Annotated in this window: 20 protein-coding genes; 10 read left to right on the top strand and 10 right to left on the bottom strand. The window is 72.4% G+C overall.

Annotated elements, in window-relative coordinates; all coding sequences use genetic code 11:
- Positions 1-51: 51 nt before the first annotated feature.
- From MTP10_RS32065 to MTP10_RS32035, 7 genes are all read right to left on the bottom strand, one after another.
- Positions 52-645, bottom strand: a complete 594-nt coding sequence (locus MTP10_RS32065) for an HAD family phosphatase (RefSeq protein WP_310714088.1) — start codon at positions 643-645, stop codon at positions 52-54.
- Complete coding sequence (locus MTP10_RS32060; protein WP_310714086.1) at positions 642-1,460, bottom strand: hypothetical protein; 819 nt, start codon at positions 1,458-1,460, stop codon at positions 642-644. The genes MTP10_RS32065 and MTP10_RS32060 overlap by 4 nt, the downstream gene beginning before the upstream one ends.
- Positions 1,461-1,556: 96 nt before the next feature.
- Positions 1,557-1,937 carry an ArsC/Spx/MgsR family protein gene (locus MTP10_RS32055; RefSeq protein ID WP_310714084.1) on the bottom strand — a complete coding sequence of 127 codons (381 nt, stop codon included), beginning with the start codon at positions 1,935-1,937 and terminating at the stop codon, positions 1,557-1,559.
- Positions 1,938-1,996: 59 nt separating this feature from the next.
- Complete coding sequence (gene arfB, locus MTP10_RS32050; RefSeq protein WP_310714082.1) at positions 1,997-2,404, bottom strand: alternative ribosome rescue aminoacyl-tRNA hydrolase ArfB; 408 nt, start codon at positions 2,402-2,404, stop codon at positions 1,997-1,999.
- 170 nt (positions 2,405-2,574) lie between these two features.
- Entirely contained in the window at positions 2,575-3,162 is a 588-nt protein-coding gene (locus MTP10_RS32045) for an NAD(P)H-dependent oxidoreductase (RefSeq protein ID WP_310714163.1), read from the bottom strand.
- Positions 3,163-3,390: 228 nt separating this feature from the next.
- Positions 3,391-5,391, bottom strand: coding sequence for an AarF/UbiB family protein (locus tag MTP10_RS32040; protein ID WP_310714080.1), 2,001 nt, complete (start codon positions 5,389-5,391; stop codon positions 3,391-3,393).
- A gap of 128 nt (positions 5,392-5,519) precedes the next feature.
- Positions 5,520-6,449: an acyl-ACP desaturase gene (locus MTP10_RS32035; RefSeq protein ID WP_310714078.1), complete on the bottom strand. Its 930-nt coding sequence runs from the start codon at positions 6,447-6,449 to the stop codon at positions 5,520-5,522.
- Between the two features lie 74 nt (positions 6,450-6,523).
- Between MTP10_RS32035 and MTP10_RS32030 the strand changes: the two genes are divergently transcribed.
- On the top strand, positions 6,524-6,997 hold the full coding sequence (locus tag MTP10_RS32030; RefSeq protein ID WP_310714077.1) for an NUDIX hydrolase: 474 nt from the start codon (positions 6,524-6,526) through the stop codon (positions 6,995-6,997).
- Here MTP10_RS32030 and MTP10_RS32025 read toward each other — a convergent pair.
- The gene (locus MTP10_RS32025; RefSeq protein WP_310714075.1) at positions 6,954-7,583 is read right to left on the bottom strand and encodes a hypothetical protein; all 630 of its coding nucleotides are present in this window, start codon (positions 7,581-7,583) and stop codon (positions 6,954-6,956) included. The genes MTP10_RS32030 and MTP10_RS32025 overlap by 44 nt on opposite strands.
- Before the next feature lie 50 nt (positions 7,584-7,633).
- On the bottom strand, positions 7,634-8,413 hold the full coding sequence (locus MTP10_RS32020) for an HAD-IIA family hydrolase (RefSeq protein WP_310714073.1): 780 nt from the start codon (positions 8,411-8,413) through the stop codon (positions 7,634-7,636).
- Positions 8,414-8,484: 71 nt separating this feature from the next.
- Here MTP10_RS32020 and MTP10_RS32015 point away from each other — a divergent pair, with 71 nt between their 5' ends.
- The 8 genes from MTP10_RS32015 (at position 8,485) to MTP10_RS31980 (ending at position 17,476) form a co-directional block, all read left to right on the top strand.
- A complete protein-coding gene (locus MTP10_RS32015; protein ID WP_310714071.1) occupies positions 8,485-9,708 on the top strand; it encodes a M20 family metallopeptidase in 1,224 nt (407 codons plus the stop codon).
- A gap of 42 nt (positions 9,709-9,750) precedes the next feature.
- Positions 9,751-10,554 (top strand): aminotransferase class IV, encoded by an 804-nt coding sequence (locus MTP10_RS32010; protein ID WP_310714069.1) that lies wholly within the window; start codon positions 9,751-9,753, stop codon positions 10,552-10,554.
- A gap of 175 nt (positions 10,555-10,729) precedes the next feature.
- Positions 10,730-12,556, top strand: coding sequence for an ABC transporter substrate-binding protein (locus MTP10_RS32005; RefSeq protein ID WP_310714067.1), 1,827 nt, complete (start codon positions 10,730-10,732; stop codon positions 12,554-12,556).
- Positions 12,557-12,563: 7 nt separating this feature from the next.
- Positions 12,564-13,571, top strand: coding sequence for an ABC transporter permease (locus tag MTP10_RS32000; protein ID WP_310714065.1), 1,008 nt, complete (start codon positions 12,564-12,566; stop codon positions 13,569-13,571).
- Positions 13,568-14,506 (top strand): ABC transporter permease, encoded by a 939-nt coding sequence (locus tag MTP10_RS31995; protein ID WP_310714061.1) that lies wholly within the window; start codon positions 13,568-13,570, stop codon positions 14,504-14,506. Before MTP10_RS32000 ends, MTP10_RS31995 begins: the two co-directional genes overlap by 4 nt.
- Before the next feature lie 2 nt (positions 14,507-14,508).
- Positions 14,509-15,549, top strand: a complete 1,041-nt coding sequence (locus MTP10_RS31990; RefSeq protein WP_310714059.1) for an ABC transporter ATP-binding protein — start codon at positions 14,509-14,511, stop codon at positions 15,547-15,549.
- Positions 15,546-16,556, top strand: coding sequence for an ABC transporter ATP-binding protein (locus MTP10_RS31985; protein ID WP_310714058.1), 1,011 nt, complete (start codon positions 15,546-15,548; stop codon positions 16,554-16,556). The genes MTP10_RS31990 and MTP10_RS31985 overlap by 4 nt, the downstream gene beginning before the upstream one ends.
- Complete coding sequence (locus MTP10_RS31980) at positions 16,553-17,476, top strand: GNAT family N-acetyltransferase (protein WP_310714057.1); 924 nt, start codon at positions 16,553-16,555, stop codon at positions 17,474-17,476. Before MTP10_RS31985 ends, MTP10_RS31980 begins: the two co-directional genes overlap by 4 nt.
- 2 nt (positions 17,477-17,478) lie before the next feature.
- Here the strand turns inward: MTP10_RS31980 and MTP10_RS31975 are convergent, their stop codons facing one another.
- Positions 17,479-18,591 carry a DUF1343 domain-containing protein gene (locus MTP10_RS31975; RefSeq protein WP_310714055.1) on the bottom strand — a complete coding sequence of 371 codons (1,113 nt, stop codon included), beginning with the start codon at positions 18,589-18,591 and terminating at the stop codon, positions 17,479-17,481.
- A gap of 57 nt (positions 18,592-18,648) precedes the next feature.
- Between MTP10_RS31975 and murQ the strand changes: the two genes are divergently transcribed.
- Positions 18,649-19,620 carry an N-acetylmuramic acid 6-phosphate etherase gene (gene murQ, locus MTP10_RS31970; RefSeq protein WP_310714053.1) on the top strand — a complete coding sequence of 324 codons (972 nt, stop codon included), beginning with the start codon at positions 18,649-18,651 and terminating at the stop codon, positions 19,618-19,620.
- The last annotated feature ends 32 nt before the right edge of the window (positions 19,621-19,652 follow it).

The following is a 19,652-nucleotide window of genomic DNA, read 5'->3' as shown; positions in this document are numbered from 1 at the left end:
GTCGGTCGAGGCCGTGGGCCGGCGCGTGGATCAGCGCTGATCAGCGGGCGATCAGAGGTTGCTCAGAGAGGTCAGGTCGGCGCGCAGCGTGCCGGCCGTCGTGAACGGGACGCCGGTCATTCCCGCCTCCCGGGCCCCAGCCACGTTGACCTGGCGGTCGTCCACGAAGACCACGTCGGCGGGGTCGGCGCCCAGCTCGCGGGCGAGGTGGTCGTAGATCGCGCGATCGGGTTTGACCAGGCCGATCCGGCCGCTGAAGACGCGGTGCGGGATGGCGGCGACCCAGGGCAGCGCCTCCAGGCCGTCCGCCTGGGAGGCGGGGGCGTTCGACAGCAGGCCCACGCCGCTGCCGCCGGCGAGCAGCTCGCCGAGGAGCGCGACCACGCCCTCGTCCGGGTGCGACCAGCTCGCCACGTCCATGGCGTTCAGGCGCGCCGCCTCCCCCGCGTCCACGGACCGGCCCAGGACCGCCGACCAGTACTCCTCCGTCGTCAGGGCGGCCCGGTCGAAGTCGAGGCGGTGCTTCCAGTACCCGGCCCGGAACGCCGCGGGGTCGGCGCCCGCCGCGCGGACCATCTCGTCGACCTCGGATTCGGGCTGGGGCAGCGACAGGACGTTGCCGTAGTCGAAGACGATCCATCTCATGACAGAAAGGGTCGCAGATGCGGGTCGATCGCCGGGCAGCCCAGGTACTTCTCGGCCGTGTGGAAGTCGATCCAGTCCAGGTTCACCAGCTCCTCGACGTCGACGCCGGCGAAGCTGTCGCACAGGTCCGGGGGGATGGCGGCGATGTCGTCCTTGTCGGCGATGTTCACCCACCGCCGGACGCCGGGCGGCCGCCCGCCGCGGCCGTTGACGGGGGCGGGCAGGAGGCGCTCGAAGACGACGTTGCGCATGCCGAGGGGGCTGCCGAGGGTCAGCAGCAGGTCCACCTCGACACCTGGGTCGGACCAGAGAGCCTCGTAGGCGACGACGCTGCCCAGGGAGTGGGCGATGACGACGCGCGGCCGGTTGCGCCGGATCGTCGCGGCGACGGCCTGCCGCGACCGCTCCCGCCTGACGGGGTCCGTCAGGTACGCGGCGACCTCGGGCGCGAAGAGCTGGGCGAACGCGGCCGAGCGGGCGTCGAGCCGCGTCAGCAGCCAGCCCGTGAACGTGCGGAGCGCGCCGGTGACGTGCTCGCCCCAGCCGCACTGCCGGGCCCACTCGGCGAGCACGTGGTGGGCGTCGGTCCCCATGGCGGCGAACGCCTGCGGGCCCCGCTCGGGGGCGCGGTCGTGCAGGAGGTGCGAGAAGTAGGCGACCTCGGTGACGTACGGCCTGGCCTCCCCGCCGAGCGCCGCGTGCAGGTAGCGGTTCCACTTGAGGCGCATCGCCTCGGCCGCCCCGCTCACCGAGTTGCCGGCTTCGAGGTAGTAGGTGTACTTCCCGATCCCGTGCACGCCGACGATCCCCGCCACAGCGCCTCCCCACTAGACCCGCGGATTCCCGGCGATGGTCGCACATGTGGCTTGCATCCCACCATCAGAAGATCGACGGGAGGTCGCCTCCAGCGGCTACTCGTCCGGGCGGGCCGGCTCGCGCTCCAGGACGGAGCGGACGGCGTCCGGTGAGCGGCCCACCACCGCCGTCCCGTCGTCCGCGGTGATGATCGGCCGCTGGATCAGGACGGGATGGTCGGCCAGCGCCGTGATCCAGCGATGGCGGTGGCCGTCGTCGCGCGGCCAGTCGGTGAGGCCCAGCTCGGCCGCGGCGGCCTCGTTGAGGCGGGTGATGTCCCAGGGCTGCAGGCCGAGGCGCCGCAGAACCTCTTCGATCTCCTGGGCGGTCGGCGGCTGTTCCAGGTAGTGCCGGACGGTGTAGGAGGCGTCGGCGGCGTCCAGGAGAGACAGCGCGCTCGCGCACTTGCTGCAGGCGGGGTTGATCCAGATCTCCATGCCGTGGTCCTACCGCATCGGGACCTCGCGGGGCGAGCGCGCCCCGCGTGTCGGGCCGGTCAGGGGTCGCGGCGGAGGCGTTTGAGGTCGGCGCGCTGCTTCTTGGCGGTGATGCGCCGCTCGACCGCCCCGCGGCCGGGCTTGGTGGGGCGGCGGCGCTTGGGCGGGGGCGCGATCGCCTCCCTCAGGCGCTGCGCCAGCCGCTGGCAGGCGGCCTCACGGTTGCGCAGCTGCGAGCGGTACTCGGAGGCGGCGATCGTGATGACCGGCGAGCCCAGCCGGTCGAGGGCGCGGGCCTTGAGCGCCGGCGGGAGCGCGGTGCTGGCCGCCACGTCGAACGTCAGCTCCACCCGGCTGTCCGTGGTGTTGACGCCCTGGCCGCCCGGGCCGGAGGAGCGGGAGAAGCGCCACACGAGCTCGGCGTCGGGGATGACGACCGCGTCGTTGACGACCAGCGGGCCGGGCATGGTGGTCTGCTCCTGTCGTTCGTCGTGACCGGGGTTCCGGTGACCCCTCCACCGTACCGAGCGGACATATGCCACGGCCAACGGCTTTTCTCCGGTACGTGTCCCGTACACGGCTCCGGCCCGACCGGTGTGCGGTCGGGCCGGAGGCGTGACGAGCGACGCGGGCCCGGTCAGGCGGTGAGGGCGGCCTCGCGCCGCAGCGCGGGCTGCCTGACGGGTACGGGCTCCATGACGGGCACGGGCTCGCCGACCGGGGCCGGGCACAGGCGGCTCACCACGTCCCGCACCTGCTCGCGCAGCCGCCCCACGGTCAGGCGGCCCCGCTCGTCGAGGTGCGGGCACAGCGGCGAGATGACCAGCTCGGCCCCCGTGACCATGGCCCCCGCCTCGCTGAGCTGCCGGTACAGCTCCGCCTGCGCCCACATGGCGCCGCAGGCTCGGGCGCTGGCGCTCATCACCGCGACGTGCTTGCCGGTCAGGGCGCCGGAGGCGGACATCCACCGCAGCGCGTCCCCCAGCTCGACCGGCAGCAGGCTGTGCTCGGGCGCGATCAGCAGCAGCGCGTCGGCGCCGTCCACCAGGCGGCGCAGGCCCGCTGGCGTGTCGGGCATCGGTCCCCCGGTGAACGGCGGCACCGCGGCGAGCCCCGTCCAGGGCGTGAACTCCACGCCCGGCGGCAGCTCCCCGCCCACCGCTGTCAGCAATCTATTGATGAAGGATCCAGCGTGGAGGCTCGCGGCGATCCCGATGATTCTCACCCTTCGCTCCCGAAGGATCTCAATGTGGTGGCCATGGCCGGGAACCTGCCCGATGTCGGGGATGTCCAACACCAGGTCAAGGTCAAGTTGTGGCCCAGGCCGGCACGGGACTCCGGCGCGCCTCTGACCTGCGGGGACGTTTACTCGCTAGAGATCAACAGAATGAGGTTCTGTTACCGGCGGGGCCAGAGTGTTGACCGGGAGGGTGGTTTTTACCGGCCTGAGTGGCTACGGGCGCTGGTCGCGGGGGCGGCGGAAGACGACGGCCAGCACCCGCAGCACCAGGATCCCGCTGATGACGAGCAGGTTGTATCCGATGAGCTGGAAGAGGCTGATCTCCGGGGTCACCCGCGGGCCGCCCTGGACGCCGAGGAGCAACACCGCCATCAGCCCCGCCGTAGCCCCGAGGACCGTCAGCAGCACCTGGTGGAGCAGCCCGGTCAGGAAGCGGCGGTCGCGGTCGTCGGCGAGGAGGCGGACGTTGACACCGAGGCGGCCGTGCTCGGCGGCGCTGGCGATGCGCTCCATCCTCCGGGGCAGGCGTCGCAGCATGGGCAGCAGCGCGGCCACCTCCTGGACGACGGTCTCCTTCAGCGCCCCGCCGTCGAGCCGCTCGGCGAGGTGGCGCCCGGCGAACGAGCGCGCCTCACCGACGAGGTCGAACCCCGGAGCCAGCCGCTGCAGCGTTCCCTCCAGCGTGGCCAGCGCGCGGAACACGGCGGCGACCTCCGGCGGGACGGACAGGCCGTGCCCGGAGACGATCCTGAACAGGTCGGTGAACATCTGGACGCTCGCCGCGCCCGGCACCAGGTGCCTGGCCATGAACTGCCCGAGGGCGCGCTCCAGGGCGGGCTCGTCGATGTCCTCGGGCCTCGGCATCACCTCCAGCAGCGCGTCGGTCACGGCCAGGGGGTCCTGCCGGTTCATGGCGAGCAGGAACCGCTGGAGGGCGGAGCGCATGGAGGTGTCCAGGCGGCCCACCGAGCCGAAGTCGAGCAGGCCGAGCGTGCCGTCGTCGAGCAGCATGAGGTTGCCGGGGTGCGGGTCGGCGTGGAAGACCCCCTCGACCAGCACCTGCCGGAGCAGGCAGTCGAGCAGGGCGCGGGCGAGCTCAGGGCCGCTCTCCGCGCCGGCGGCGGCGAGCGGGCGGCCCGTCAGCCGCTCCATGACGAGGACGCGCTCGCCGCACAGCGCCGTGACGGGGGCCGGGTACGTGACCGCGATCCGGCCGGAGTCCGCGAGCCCGCCGGACGGCCCCGTGGGGGCGGACGGCCGGGACGCGGTGACGGCGGCCATGTTGGCCGCCTCGACCCGGAAGTCGAGCTCCTCGCGCAGCGCCGCCGCGAACCCCTCGGCCAGGTCGCGCACCCCGAGCGAGCGGCCCCAGCGCGTGCGGCTCTCCAGGGTGGCGGCGAGGCGGCGCACGATGTCGAGGTCCCTGGCCACGATCTGGTCGATGTCCGGCCGGCGCACCTTCACCACGACGCTCTCACCGGAGCGCAGCCGGGCGGCGTGCACCTGCGCGATGGACGCGGCGGCCAGCGGCGTCCGGTCGAACTCGGCGAACACGGTCTCGGCCGGGCCGCCCAGCTCGGCCGTCAGCACCGGCTCGACCTGCTCCCACGGGGCGGGCGCGACCTGGTCCTGCAGCAGGCCCAGCTCCTCCACGAACTCCGGCGGCAGCAGGTCGCGGCGCGTGGACAGCACCTGGCCGAGCTTGACGAACGTGACGCCGCCGTCGTCGAGCGCCCGGCGCAGCGAGGCCGCGAGCCGCTGCCTGCCGGGCCGGTCCTCGACCCGGTCGCCGCGCCCGCGCAGGTACGGGCCGAGGCCGTGCCGGACGGCGATCCGGGTGATCTGGGAGTAGCGCCTGGCCCTGGAGATCCGGCCGCGCAGCGACCGGGCCAGCTCCAACGGCCCCGGGATGGAGCCCGGCGGCACCAGCGCCTCGGCCAGCACGAGGATCACCATGGGGATGAGCACCACGCACATGGTCACGAGCAGGACCACCCACACGGCTCCGATGCCGGGATCGGCCTGCCGTCCCGCGGGGAACGAGCCCATGATCGGCGAGAGCAGCGGTGCGGCGATGGTGAAGGCGAGCAGCGCGGCCAGGAACGTGCGGACGGCCCCGAACCTGACCCCCAGGAGCCGCCGGGCGGCGCCGGCCAGCAGAATGATCAGCACCAGTGCGGCGAGGGAGACGGTCAGCGCCACGGGGAAGTCCATGGCCCCCGATCATCCCAGACATACCACCCGAGACGGACCATTCCCGCCTCTCCCGGCACAGAGCCGCGCGGCGGGGGGCCGGGCCTGGCGGGGCGCGGGGCGCTCCCGGAGGCCCGGGCTGTGGTCGGTCAGCGAGCGGCGGCGGCGCGGGCGCGGCGCTCCTCGCGGCGCTCCACGAAGCGCGCGGCCGTGGCCTCCGTCTTGGCCAGGAACGCCGACAGCTCCTCGCGCGCCTGCTCACCCTCGGCGTCGAGCCCGGTCTTGTCGAAGACCGACCACTGGCGCAGCACCGGCATGAGCACGTCGTCGAGGTGGAGGCGCAGGTCGTAGATGCCCTCGTGAGCGATGATCATTGCCTTGCGGGTGAAGCCCTCGATGCTCGATCCCGGCATCTGGAAGGTGGTCACCACGTCCGTCACGGCCCGCATGGTCTGGTTGGGCTCGAGCTCGAAGGCCGCCTTGAGCAGGTTGCGGTAGAAGAGCATGTGCAGGTTCTCGTCGGCGGCGATGCGGGCGAGCAGCCGCTCGCAGCCCTCGTCGCCCGACGCCCGGCCGGTGTTGCGGTGTGCGATGCGGGTCGCGAGCTCCTGGAAGGAGACGTACGCGAGCTGCTGGAGCATGGTCCCGTATTCGCTGGCGAAGCCGGTCTCCATGTGGGTCATGCGGGCGCGCTCCAGCGCGACCGGGTCGACCGCGCGGGTGACGGTCAGGTAGTCGCGGATCGCGGTGCCGTGGCGGTCCTCCTCGGCGGTCCAGCGGTGGACCCACGTGCCCCACGCGCCGTCGCGGCCGAAGGTGGTGGCGATCTCGCGGTGGTAGCTGGGCAGGTTGTCCTCGGTCAGCAGGTTGACGATGAGCGATACGCGCGCCGCCTCGGGCATCTTGGAGTCGCTGTCCTGCCACGCCTCGCCCCCGTAGACGCCGTCGAAGTCACGGCCTTCGCTCCACGGGACGTACTTGTGCGGGAACCACTCCTTGGCCATCGTGTGATGGCGGTCGAGCTCTCCCGCGACCACGGGTTCGAGCTCGTGCAGAAGCTGTGTCTGCGTCATCGCCATAAGAACGTTCTCCTTTGTTACGGGACCGTAGGTTAGGTTACCCGAAGGTGGTCCCCGTCCCGTAAGGTGCCGTCATGCTTCCCAGCGTGCGTGGCCTGCTGCTCGACGGCGACGAGCGGCTGATGCTGTTCCGGCGCACGGTTCCGGGACGCGAGGTCTACTGGTCGGTCCCCGGCGGCCATGTGGAGCCCGATGACGCCACGCTGGAGCACACCCTGCGCCGGGAGCTGCTGGAGGAGCTGGGCGCGACGGTGTCGGGCGTCACGCCGCTGACCACGGTGAGCTATCCGTGGCAGGGCGGGGTGAAGGTGCAGCACGTGTACGGCTGCCGCCTGGCCGGCATGGACTGGGCGCTGCGGCACGGCCCCGAGGTGGACGACCCGGCGCGCGGGCGCTACGAGGTGGAACGGGTGCCGCTGCTCCCCTCGGAGATCACCTCGCGGCACGTGGTGCCGGAGCCGGTCGCGGGCTACCTGTCGGAGCACATCGCGGCCCTGCCCCGGCTCATCCGCCGCGACGGTCCTCGATCTCCCACAGGTGGTCGATGACGTGCCAGGCCACGCGCCGCAGGGCGTAGCGGGGCGTCCACCCGGTCTCGCCCGGCGGCTGCCAGGGCCGGGCGAGCACCCCGGCGAGCTCCTCGCGCATCGCGTCGCGGTCCTCGCGCGAGGCGTACCGCTTGTGCCGCACGCCGAGCTTGCGGGCGTAGGAGCGCTCCGCCTCCACGACGTGGTCGTAAATCTTCGACGTGTCGCGCCCGCCGCCGCGCGGGCCCTTGCGCAGCTCCTCCGGCGAGGCCGCCACGGTCTCGTCGAACAGCTCCCAGGCGGCCCGCAGCAGCGCCACCTGCCGGGCGGCCTCCTCCGCCCCGAGGGGCTCCAGGTCCAGGTCCGGCGTGGCGGACGGCGCGCCGAAGTCCGTGGTCATGTCGCCGGGCACCCGGGCGGCCACGGCCGGCTCCCCCGGCTCGAACGCCAGGCCGGCCCGCTCCGCGATCGCCCGGTAGCGGGGGGCGTACTCCACGAGCAGGTCGAGCGCCGCCTCCTCGCCCTTGGCGACCCGGCACCAGCCGGGCCACTCCAGCGAGCAGGCGAAGACCTTCTTGGGGCCGAGCTCCAGATAGACACGGGTCATGGTCTCCACCATGCCAGCCGTACCTGTCAGGAGCTGTCAGGTACGGCGGCTCACACGAGATCGACGAGCTCGGCCACCGAGCCGACGACGAGCGAGGGCCGGTAGGGGAAGCGGTCGATCTGCTGGGGCTGGGTGACGCCGGTGAGGACGAGGATCGTGTAGAGGCCGGCCTCCATGCCGCACACGACGTCGGTGTCCATGCGGTCGCCGATCATCGCGGTCGTCTCGCTGTGGCCCTCGATGGCGTTGAGCGCGCTGCGCATCATCCGGGGGTTGGGCTTGCCGACGAAGTACGGGTCGACGCCCGTCGCCTTGGTGATCATCGCGGCGACCGCGCCGCAGGCCGGCAGGGAGCCCTCGGTGGAGGGGCCGATCGGGTCGGGGTTGGTGGCGATGAAGCGGGCGCCGTTCTCGATGAGCCGGATCGCGCGGGTGATCTGGGTGAAGCTGTAGGTGCGCGTCTCGCCGAGCACGACGTAGTCCGGGTCGAGGTCGGTGAGCACGTAGCCGACCTCGTGCAGGGCCGTGGTCAGCCCGGCCTCGCCGATCACGTACGCCGAGCCGCCGGGCCGTTGGTCGTCGAGGAACTCGGCGGTCGCCATCGCGGAGGTCCAGATCGACCTCTCCGGCACCTCCAGCCCGGCCGCCGCCAGCCGTACGGACAGGTCGCGCGGGGTGTAGATCGAGTTGTTGGTCAGCACCCTGAACGGCTTGCCCGACTCGCTGAGCCGCTTGATGAAAGTGTCGGCACCGGGCACCGGGCGACCCTCGTGCACGAGGACGCCGTCCATGTCGGAGAGCCAGTAATCAATCCGTTTACGCTCGGTCACCCGGTCATCGTACCGAGAGGGTCTTGTCGACTTCGCGACCGGCATGTGAGCGAATAGTGCCTATGTCGCACATGCCGTTCACTGAATCCGCCCGTGACCTGCGGGACGAGCTGGTCGCGCTGCGCCGCTCCCTGCACGCCACCCCCGAGTTGGGCCTCGTGCTGCCGCGCACCCAGGAGAAGGTCCTGGCGGCGCTCGACGGACTGCCCCTGGAGATCACGACGGGCACCGCGCTCAGCTCCGTCACCGCCGTGCTGCGCGGCGGGCGGCGGCCGGCCGGTGGGGAGGCCCCGGTCGTGCTGCTGCGGGGCGACATGGACGGCCTGCCCGTCACGGAGCGGAACGACCTGCCGTACCGCTCGGAGATCGAGGGCCGGATGCACGCGTGCGGCCACGACCTGCACACCGCAATGCTGGCGGGGGCGGCGCGGCTGCTGAGCGAGCGGCGCGAGGAGCTGCCGGGCGACGTCGTGTTCATGTTCCAGCCCGGCGAGGAGGGGTTCGAGGGCGCCAAGGTCATGATCGACGAGGGCGTGCTGGAGGCGGCGGGGCCCCGGCCGGTCGCGGCGTACGGACTGCACGTGATCTCCTCGATGCTGCCGCCGGGGCTGTTCACCTCGCGGCCGGGGCCGATCATGGCGGCGGCCGACGTCTTCCGGGTGAAGGTGAAGGGGCGCGGCGGCCATGGCTCCAGCCCGCACCGGGCGCTGGACCCGGTGCAGGCGGGCTGCGCGATGGTGACGGAGCTGCAGACGATGGTCACGCGCACGTTCGACGTGTTCGACCCGGTGGTGGTCACGGTCGGGCAGTTCCACGGCGGGACGGCCGACAACGTGATCCCGGACGAGGCGTGGTTCGAGGCGACGGTCCGGACGTTCAGCGCGGACGCGCGGGCCGTGGTGAAGCGGCGGCTGGTCGAGGTGGTGGAGGGCGTCGCGGCGGCGCACGCGCTGGGCGTGGAGACGTCGTTCGGCATGGGGTACCCGGTGACGGTGAACGACGCGGACGAGGCCGGCTTCGCCGAGCGGACGGCCGGGGAGCTGTTCGGGCCCGGCCGGTTCTTCGTCACGCCGCAGCCGGTGATGGGCTCGGAGGACTTCTCGTACGTGCTGGAGCGGGTGCCGGGCGCGTTCCTGTTCCTGGGCGCGTGCCCGGCGGACCTCGACCCGGCGGCGGCGCCGTACAACCACTCGCCCGAGGCGCGGTTCGACGACGCGGTGGTGCCGGACGGCGCGGCGCTGCTGGCGACGCTGGCCTGCGACCGGCTGACGGCGGCGGCGACCCTGGCCTCCTGACCTGCGCCGGAGCACTCCGCGCGGGTCCGTACGCTGGACGTCATGACCGGTGTCCGTACCTTGGACGGCTCGGCCGCGGTCCGTACGCTGGGCGCCATGATCGATCATGTCGCCGTCGACGGGCGGGCCGCCGGTGCCGCCGACCTCGGGGCGGCCGTGGCGGCCCGCTACGGCCACTTCACCGCCATGCAGGTGCGCGGGGGCCGGGTGTGCGGCCTGGCCCTGCACCTGGACCGCCTCCGCGAGGCCACCCGGGAGCTGTTCGGCACGGCCCTCGACGAGGAGCTCGTCCTGGCCACCGCCCGCCTGGCCCTGCGGGGCGAGCCCGACGCGAGCGTGCGGGTGATCGTCGCCGAGCGCGACGGCCTGCGGGTGATCGCCACGGCGGCGCCTGCGCACGCGTGGCCGGCCGGGCCGCAGGCCCTCCTCCCGGTGCCGTACCAGCGCTACCTGCCGCACATCAAGCACCTCGGCGGCTTCCCGCAGGCCCACCTCGGCCTGCGGGCCAGGGCCGAGGGCTTCGACGACGCGCTGCTCGTGGGGCCGGACGGCCTGATCTCCGAAGGGACGATCGCCAACCTGGGCTGCTCCGACGGAGAGCGGATCGTCTGGCCGGAGGCGCCGATGCTGCGCGGCATCACGATGGCGCTGCTGGAGGGCGAGCTGCCGGCCGAGCGGCGCCCGCTCACGGTGGCGGATCTGCCGGCCCATCCGGCGGTCTTCATGACCAACTCGTGGGGCGTCGTGCCGGTGTGCCGGGTGGGCGACCTGCCGTTGAAGACGGACGAGACGGCCATGGCGCGGGTGGCGGCGGCCTACGAGGGCGTGCCCTGGGACGTGCTCTGACCCGCGGGTCCGGGCCCCGGACGGGATGGCGCCGAGCGCCATTGCGGACACCGATGAAGGAAAGTTACATTAACCTCACAACCCCTGGAGATTATTGACGCGTCTTTCCCCCGACCGTAGGGTCCGGGTCAATCCTGCAGATCCTGAACAGGCGAGACATCCCCCGGAGCGGAACATGAAGCGACTAGCAGCGGTAGTGGCGTTGCTGGGCCTTGCCACCGTGACAGCGTGCAGCAGCGGTGGTTCCACCAACAAGTCCGGTTCGGGCGGAGGTGGCGGGCTCTTCACCACGATCGACGTGAACAGGCCCGGTCTGGACGCGTCGGCGCCGGCCAACCCGTACAACCCGAAGGGGAACTCGTTCCCCGGGTTCAACTCCATGAAGCTGGGCTGGGTCAAGAACCACCTGACGGACCCGAACCAGGCGCTCCCCGGCATCGCGGCCAGCTGGGAGGTCGCCCCCGACAACTCCGCCATCACGCTGAAGCTGCAGCCGAACGCGAAGTGGTCGGACGGCCGGCCGGTCACCGCCGAGGACGTCAAGATGTCCATCGGGATCGCCTACACCCAGGGCAGCACCGCCTTCTCGGTCACCCCGGGCGCCGCGGGAGCCGCCGCGGACGTGACCGTGGTGGACGACAAGACCCTGAAGATCACGCAGGAGATGGCCAACCCGAGCCCCAAGTTCGTGCGCGGCGTGCTGGACACCACGGTCCTGCCCTCGCACGTCTGGAAGGACGTCCTGCCCGCGACGTTCTGGGACACGCTGAAGACCGCCCGCGGTGACGGCGCCGACGCCGAGAAGGCGCGCGCCGACATCACCGCGTTCGGCCAGAAGGTCCTCACCTTCGCCCCGCCCAAGGACGTCTCGGCCGGCCCGTTCGTGCTGGAGCGGGTCAACCCCGGCGAGGCGCTGCTGGTCAAGAACAAGAACTTCTACAACGTCGCCAACGTGGCCCCGGCCCAGGTGAAGTTCCTCAACTACACCGGCAACGAGCAGATCTGGAACTACCTCACCGCCGGCAAGCTCGACCAGTCCGGCTTCGTCGCGGCCCCCACGGACGTGATGAACCGGATCAAGCAGGCGCCGGGCAACGAGGTCATCAAGGGCTACTCGCCGGTGGCCGTGAGCATGGCCTTCAACCAGTCCAAGAAGCCGTACGACAACGTGCACGTGCGCCGCGGCCTGGCCTACCTCATCGACCGCGACCAGGTCACCAAGGTCGCCTCGCCGGAGGGCGGCACCCCGGCCGTGACCACCAGCGGCATCCACCAGAAGGCCGCCGCGGCCTGGATCCCGGACACGCTCCCCAAGCTCGACCCGTACAAGGTGGACGCGGCCAAGGCGGAGGCCGAGTTCAAGCAGGCCGGCCTGTCCAAGAAGGACGGCAAGTGGACCCTCGCCGACGGCACGCCGTGGAAGGTCTCCATGCACGCGCCGTCCGGCTTCTCCGACTGGCTGTCGGCCCAGGAGAACATCAAGAGCCAGCTCGTCAAGAACGGCATCGACGCCGAGGTCGTGACCACCACCGACTACCCGCTCTACCTTGAGGAGCTGGCGGCCGGCAAGTACGACGTCGGCTTCTGGCTGATGGCGCTCGGCCCCGCGCCGTACGACATCTTCCAGCGCCTCTACGGCGCCTCCAACGGCTGGACCAACGTCGCCGGCAAGGTCACGCACGCCGCGCCCGGCAAGGGCGGCAACTGGATGGGCGGCCCCGAGGAGATCGAGGTCGACGGCGCCAAGATCAACCCGGGTGAGCTGACCGGCAAGCTGAACACGGCGACCGAGGACCAGGCCAAGCCGATCATGGCCCAGCTGGCCACCGCCGCCAACCAGGACCTGCCGGTCATCCAGCTCTGGGACTACGTCAACAACCAGTTCGTCAACAACAGCCGCTTCACCGGCTGGCCGCACGACGACGAGATCCTCCGTCTCGGCACCGGGGTGCTCCCCGCCGGCGTGTGGATCCAGCTCGGCATGGTCAAGGCGAAGCAGTAAGGCACTTATGACGGTCATCGCACGGCGACTCGCGGGCCACCTGGCCCGCGGGCTCGTCATGATCCTTGTGGTCGCCACGGTCAGCTTCTTCATCGTGAACAACATCCCGGGCGACCCCATGGCCGCCCGTTACGAGAAGCTGATCGAGGGCGGCATGTCCCCGGAGGCGGCCGCGCAGGCCGTCAAGGTGCTCTACGGCTTCCAGCCGACGGGCACCCTGTGGCAGCAGTACACCGACTACATGGCCGGGCTGGTCCACCTGGACCTCGGCGTCTCCGTCAGCAGGCCGGGCACCCCGGTCCTCGACGTGCTGGGCGAGGCGGCCAAGTGGACGGTGCTGCCGGTGCTGGCCGGCACGCTGCTCAGCTTCCTCGTCGGCGTCATGCTCGGGGTGTTCGCGGCGATCAAGCGCAAGAGCAAGCTGGGCGACGCCCTGGCGATCTCCGGCTCGCTGCTGCACGGCATCCCGCAGTACGTGCTGGCGATGCTGCTCGTGGTGATCTTCGCGACGCTCATCCCGATCCTGCCCGACGCCGGGCCGGTGGACATCCTCTTCGAGCCCGGGTTCAACGCCGGCTACATCGGCTCGCTCGCCGAGCACGCCGTGCTGCCGGTCGTCACCTACGCCCTGTCGGCGTACGGCGGCTGGGTCCTGGCGATGAAGTCGAGTGTGGTGACCGTCCTGGGCGACGACTTCATCCTGGCCGCGGAGCTGCGCGGGATGAAGCGCTCGATCGTCTTCCGCTACATCGCGCGCAACGCGATCCTGCCGCTGTTCACGATCCTGGCGCTGTCGCTCGGGCTGCTGCTCGGCGGCGCCGTCTTCATCGAGAAGATCTTCAACTATCCGGGCCTCGGCCTGATGCTCATCAACGGCGTCAACGACCGCGACTACGCGCTGATGAGCGGGGCCTTCCTGCTCATCACGACGGCGGTGATCGTGGCGAACATCGTGGCCGACCTGTTCTACACCACGATCGACCCGCGGGTGCGCAGCGGAGAGGAGGCGTCATGAGCGCCACGCTCATCCCCGAGGCGGCGTCCGGCGGGACCGGCGCGGGGCCCGGGGCCCCGTCCACGGCCTCGACCATGCGGCGCAACTTCTGGCGCGGCGTGTGGCGGGTGATGAAGCGCAAGCCCAGCCGGCTGGCCGGCGCGGTCATCCTCGTGGGCTTCGCCTTCATGGCGATCTTCGGGCCGATGTTCTACCCGGACCAGCTGCCGGACAACGCCAACGCGATCACCCAGCCGCCGAGCTGGGAGCACTGGTTCGGCACCGACCCGCAGGGCCGCGACGTGCTGGCGCTGGTCATCACCGGCTCCCGGTACGTGCTGCTCAGCGCCGCCGTCACCGCGCTCATCACCGTGGTCTTCGGCACCGGGCTCGGCCTGTTCTCCGGCTTCAAGCGGGGCCGCTGGGACACCGTGCTCATGCGGGTCACCGACATGAAGCTGACGATCCCCGGCCTGCCCCTGCTGCTCGTCCTCGCGACGGTCTGGAAGTTCGGCAACCCGCTGCAGATGGGCCTGGTGCTCGGCCTGCTCGGCTGGGGCGGCGTGGCCCGCGCGGTGCGGGCGCAGACGCTGTCGCTGCGCGAGCGCGGCTTCATCGAGGCGGCGCGCGGCCTCGGCCTGTCCACGCGCCACATCATCGGCAAGGAGCTGCTGCCGAGCATGGCGCCGTACATCGCGATGAACATGCTCATCGCGGTCACCGGCGCCGTGTACGCGCAGGTCGGCCTGTTCTTCCTGGGCGTGCTGCCGTACGAGTCGAACAACTGGGGCGTGATGCTCAACCTGGCCGTCTTCCAGGCCGGCGCGATGATCACCCCCTACGCGCTCGGCTACCTGCTGGCGCCGCTGCTCGCGATCCTGCTGCTGACGCTCGGCATCGTGCTCGTGGTCGACGCCATGGACGAGATCTTCAACCCCCGGCTGCGTGAGGAGTAACGGTGGCCCAGCCAGAGACGGCAGCCCCGCAGGCGGCGCCCGAGCCGGTCACGGCGCCGGCGACGCCCGCCCCCGGGGTGCGCATCGACGGCCTGACCGTCGTCTACAAGACCCCCGCCGGCGAGCTGCCGGCCGTCCGCGACGTCAGCCTCACCCTGGAGCCCGGCTCGATCACCGGCATCGTCGGCGAGTCCGGCTCCGGCAAGTCCACGCTGGCGCTGTCGCTGCTCAACGCGGTGCAGCCGCCGGGGCGGATCTCGGCGGGCAGCGTCGAGATCGACGGGCTCGGCGACGTCGTCGGCCTCGCGGGCGAGCGGCTGCGCAAGGCGCGCGGCGCGCACATCGGGTACGTCTTCCAGGCGGCCCAGAACTCCCTGAACCCGCTCAAGACGGTCGGCAAGCAGCTCCTCGACCTGGGCCGCTCCCACGGCGTGGACGACCTGCGCGGCCTGGTCCGCGAGGCGAAGGAGCTGCTCGGCCGGATGGGCCTCGACGGGGCCCGGGTCCTCGACTCGCACCAGCACGAGCTGTCCGGCGGCATGCGCCAGCGGGTCGGCATCATGCTGGCGCTGGTGCTCAACGCGCACCTGGTCGTCCTCGACGAGCCGACCACCGCCCTCGACATGATCACCCAGGCGAACATCCTGAAGATCGTCCGGGAGGTCCACGCCGAGCGCGGCCTGACCACGCTGGTCATCACGCACGACATCGGCGTGGTGGCCGAGGTGGCCGACCGGCTGGCGGTCATGTACGGCGGGCGGCTCGTCGAGCAGGGACCGACCCGCGAGGTGCTGGGCGCGCCCAGCCACCCGTACACCCGGGGCCTCATCCAGGCCATCCCGCGGCTCGTCGGCGACATCGACGAGGCGCGGGCGCTGCCCGGCCGGCCGCCGACGCTGGCGACCGTGCCGAAGCAGGGCTGCGTGTTCCGGGAGCGCTGCGCCCTGCGCATGGACGTCTGCGAGAGCGACGACCCGGCGGCCGTCGCACACGGGCCGAGGATCGTGGCCTGCCACGCGGTGGGCGTCAAGGAGCACGCGTGATCACGGGAACTGGCATCACCAAGACCTTCAAGCAGCGGGGCGGCGTGCTCGCCGGGCGTGAGGTGCGGGCGCTGCGCGGCGTCGACTTCACCATCGCCAAGGGCGGCGCGGCCTCGTTCATCGGCGAGTCGGGCTGCGGCAAGACCACGCTGGGCCGGATCATCGCCGGGCTGGAGACGTACGACGAGGGCGAGATCGCCATCGACGGCACGCCGATGACGCCGCTCAGGACCAAGCAGCGCCAGCCGCACTTCCGCAAGATCCAGATGATCCATCAGGACCCCTACTCGGCCCTGAACCCCACCCGCACCATCCACCAGACCCTCCAGGCTCCGCTGGCGCTGCGCGCGAAGCAGACCGGCCGGTCGAGGAAGTGGATGGAGGAGCGGGCCGCCGAGGTGCTGTCGCTGGTCGGCCTCGACCCGGGCACCGTGCTGTCGCGCTACCCGCACCAGCTCTCGGGCGGCATGCGGCAGCGCGTCGTCATCGCCCGCGCGCTGACCGTGGACCCCGAGATGCTCGTCGCCGACGAGGCCGTCTCCATGATCGACGTGTCGTTGCGGCTGGGCATCCTCGCGCTGCTGAAGGACCTGCGCGAGCGGCTCGGCGTGGCCGTGCTGTTCATCACCCACGACGTGGCCACCTCCCGCTACATCGGCGGCGACGGCGAGCTGTACGTCATCTACCGGGGCCAGGTCGTGGAGCGGGGGCCGGTGGACACGGTCATCGCCGACCCGGTCCACCCGTACACGCAGTCGCTGCTGTCGGCCATTCCGGTGCTGCACGGGCTGGAGCAGCCCGGCGAGCAGCCGGTGGTGCCGCTGGAGTCGCTGGACGAGTCGAAGGCCGACTCCGGCTGCCTGTTCGCCCGCCGCTGCCCGTTCCGGAGCGAGCGGTGCGAGACGGAGCTGCCGCTGCTCCGGGCGACCGACGGCGTCCCGCAGGAGCACGCGTGCTTCCACCCGGAGCGCCGCGACGTCATCGCCCGCCCGCTGAGCGGCGTGTGAGCCGGGTGCCGCAGGCCGCCGGACTCGGTGGGGCGGAGCTGCGGGAGGCCGTGCGGGCCGCCGAGGCCGCGCTGACGCTCGACTCCGCCGAGGCGGGCGCGCTCGTACGGCGGCTGGCCGCGCCCCCGGCGGACCGGAGGTGGACCGCGCTGGTGGCGGGCGGCGGCGTCGTCATGGCGTCCCTTTCGTCCAAGGATCCCTCCGTGGGGCACCTCGACCTGCTGGCCGTCCACCCGGAGCGGCAGGGGCGCGGCGTCGGCCGGGAGCTGGTCCGGGCGGCCGAGGAGTGGCTGCGCGGGCAGGGCGCGACGCAGGCCCGCTTCGCCGGCAACCCGCCGTGCTACGCCTGGCCCGGCGTGGACGTCCGCTACACCGCAGCCGCCTGCCTGGCCGAGAGCCTGGGCTACGAGCGCTACCACGTCGCCTGGAACATGACCGCCCGCCTCACCACAACCCACATCACCACGGGCGACACCGCCACGGCCGGGCTCGCCACGGCCGAGCTCGGCACGGCGGACGACCTCGCGCTCCTGGCCGAGGCGGGGGTGGCCGTGCGCCGCGCGGACGACGGGGACGAGCGCGGCCGGGTGGCCGCCTTCGTGGGCGAGCACTGGAACGAGCGCTGGGCCTGGGAGGCGCTCAACGCCACCGGCCTGCACTACGCCGAGCGCGACGGCCGGGTGCTGGGGTTCGCCGCCTGGGGCTCGCGGCCCTCGTGGTTCGGGCCGATGGGCACGGCGCCGGAGGCACGCGGGCTCGGCGTGGGCCGGGTGCTGCTGCGCCGGTGCCTGGCCGAGCAGCGCGCCGCCGGCCAGGCCACCGCCGAGATCGCATGGGTGGGGCCGCTGCGGTTCTACGCGCGCGCCGTGGGCGCGCGCGCCGAACGCGTCTTCTGGCTCTACCGGCGCGACCTGGCGTGATGTCAGGTGTAGAGCAGCGGCCCGCCGGGGGGAGCGGGCTCGGGGCACAGGGGGCGCGGGTCCTCGCCCTTGTCCAGGCACGCCGTGAGCGTGTCGGACCCCCACAGGTGGTTCTCGGCGTTCTCGGGCCCCCACCAGCCGAAGCCGTCCGGGTAGAGCGTGCGGGCCACGTGCAGCATGGACACGCCGGTCAGCACCGGCCGGAACGCGGCCCGGTCGTGCACGTGGAGCTGGACGCCCCGCACGGCCGTCCCCGCGTGCTTGTGGAAGGTGGGGGTGAACCAGGTGTCACGGAAACGCACCCCCGGCAGGTCCAGCGCGGCCAGCTCGGCGGCGAACCGCTCGTCCGCGAACGGCGCGCCGACCAGCTCGAACGGCCGGGTCGTGCCGCGCCCCTCCGAGAACGTGGTGCCCTCGAACAGGCCGGTCCCGGGGTAGACGAGCACGGTGTCGGGGGTCGGCATGTTGACCGACGGCATCACCCACGGCAGCCCGGTCGCGGCGGCGTCCATGTCGCGCCGCCAGCCCTCCATCTCGACGACGCGCAGGTCCAGGTCGAAGCCGAACAGCACGGCCAGCTCCCCCGCGGTCCTGCCGTGCCGCACCGGCAGCGGGAACCTGCCGACGAAGCTCGCGAACGCCGGGTCCAGCTCAGGGCCCTCCGTCACGGTCCCGCCCAGCGGGTTCGGCCGGTCGAGCACCACGAACCGCAGCCCCAGCCGCGCGGCCGAGGCCATCAGGTCGTACATCGTCCACACGTAGGTGTAGAAGCGGGTCCCCACGTCGGCGATGTCGAAGACCAGCGTGTCGGCCCCGGAGCGGGCCACCACCTCGTCCAGCGCCTCGCCGGAGCGCTTGTGCGTGTCGAAGGCCGGCAGCCCGGTCCGCGGATCGGTCGTGTCCGGCTCGCTGCCGTCGGCCTGCGCGGTCCCGCGCACGCCGTGCTCCGGGCCGAACAGCGCCACCAGCGGCGCTCCGGCCGCCAGCAGGGCCTGCGCCGTGGGGGTCAGGTCGGGCAGGACTCCGGTGGGGTTGGTGATGAGGCCGAGCCGCCGTCCGCCCGCCAGGGAGGGATCCGCGGCCAGCCGCTCGGCACCGGTTCGTACATAGGTCATGAATCCATAATCTGAAAGATATTTACAAGAGAGAAGGAGAAGGTGGAAATTAGCGTCATGATTGATCCGCTATCCGAGCCCTCCACCGTGTCGTCCACCGGTGCGTCAGCCGCTCCTGCCGACGGTCAGACCTCAGTGCCGTCCGGCGAGCTGGCCACCGAGCAGAGCGACCCCCGCTACGCCCAGATCGACCGGCTGCCGACCGAGCAGATCGCGCGCCTGATGAACCAGGCCGACGCGGCCGTGCCCGCCGCCGTCGCGGTGGTGATCCCCGCCATCTCGGCCGCCATCGACGCGATCTCCGCGCGGATGGGCTCGGGCGGCCGGCTGCTGTACGTCGGCGCCGGCACGTCGGGGCGGCTGGCCGTGCTCGACGCGTCGGAGTGCCCGCCCACGTTCGGCACCGAGCCGGAGCTCGTCCAGGGCGTCATCGCCGGCGGCCCGGACGCGCTCACGCGCTCCGTGGAGGGCGCGGAGGACGACGCCGAGGCCGGCGCCGCGGACCTGGCGCGCCTGGAGGTGGGACCGCTCGACTCGGTGGTGGGCGTGTCCGCCAGCGGCCGCGCGCCGTTCGTGCTCGGCGCCCTGGCGGAGGCGCGGCGGCGCGGCGCGCTGACCGTCGGCCTGTCGTGCAACGACGGCGCGCCCCTGTCGGCCGCCGCCGAGCACGCGATCGAGGTCGTCGTGGGACCCGAGGTGGTGGCCGGCTCGACCCGGCTCAAGGCCGGCACCGCGCAGAAGCTCGTGCTCAACATGATCTCCACGATCGCGATGGTGCGGCTCGGGCGCACGTACGGGAACCGGATGATCGAGATGTCGGCCATGAACAGCAAGCTCGCCGATCGGGCGGTGCGCATGGTCAGCGACATCACCGGCACCGACCGGGAGACCGCGGCGCGGGCCGTGGACGAGGCCGGCGGGCAGGCCAAGACGGCCGTGGTGATGATCCGGCACGGGCTCGACGCGGAGGGGGCGCGGGCGCTCCTGGAGTCGCACGGCGAGCGGCTGAGCGACGCGCTGAGCGGCTGACGCGCCGCGCCGGGCGCCGCCGGTTTCCAAGG

Origin of the sequence: Nonomuraea sp. 3-1Str, from assembly GCF_031570565.1 — a bacterium.
GTDB lineage: Bacteria > Actinomycetota > Actinomycetes > Streptosporangiales > Streptosporangiaceae > Nonomuraea.
This window is presented reverse-complemented; position numbering and strand designations above follow the sequence as displayed.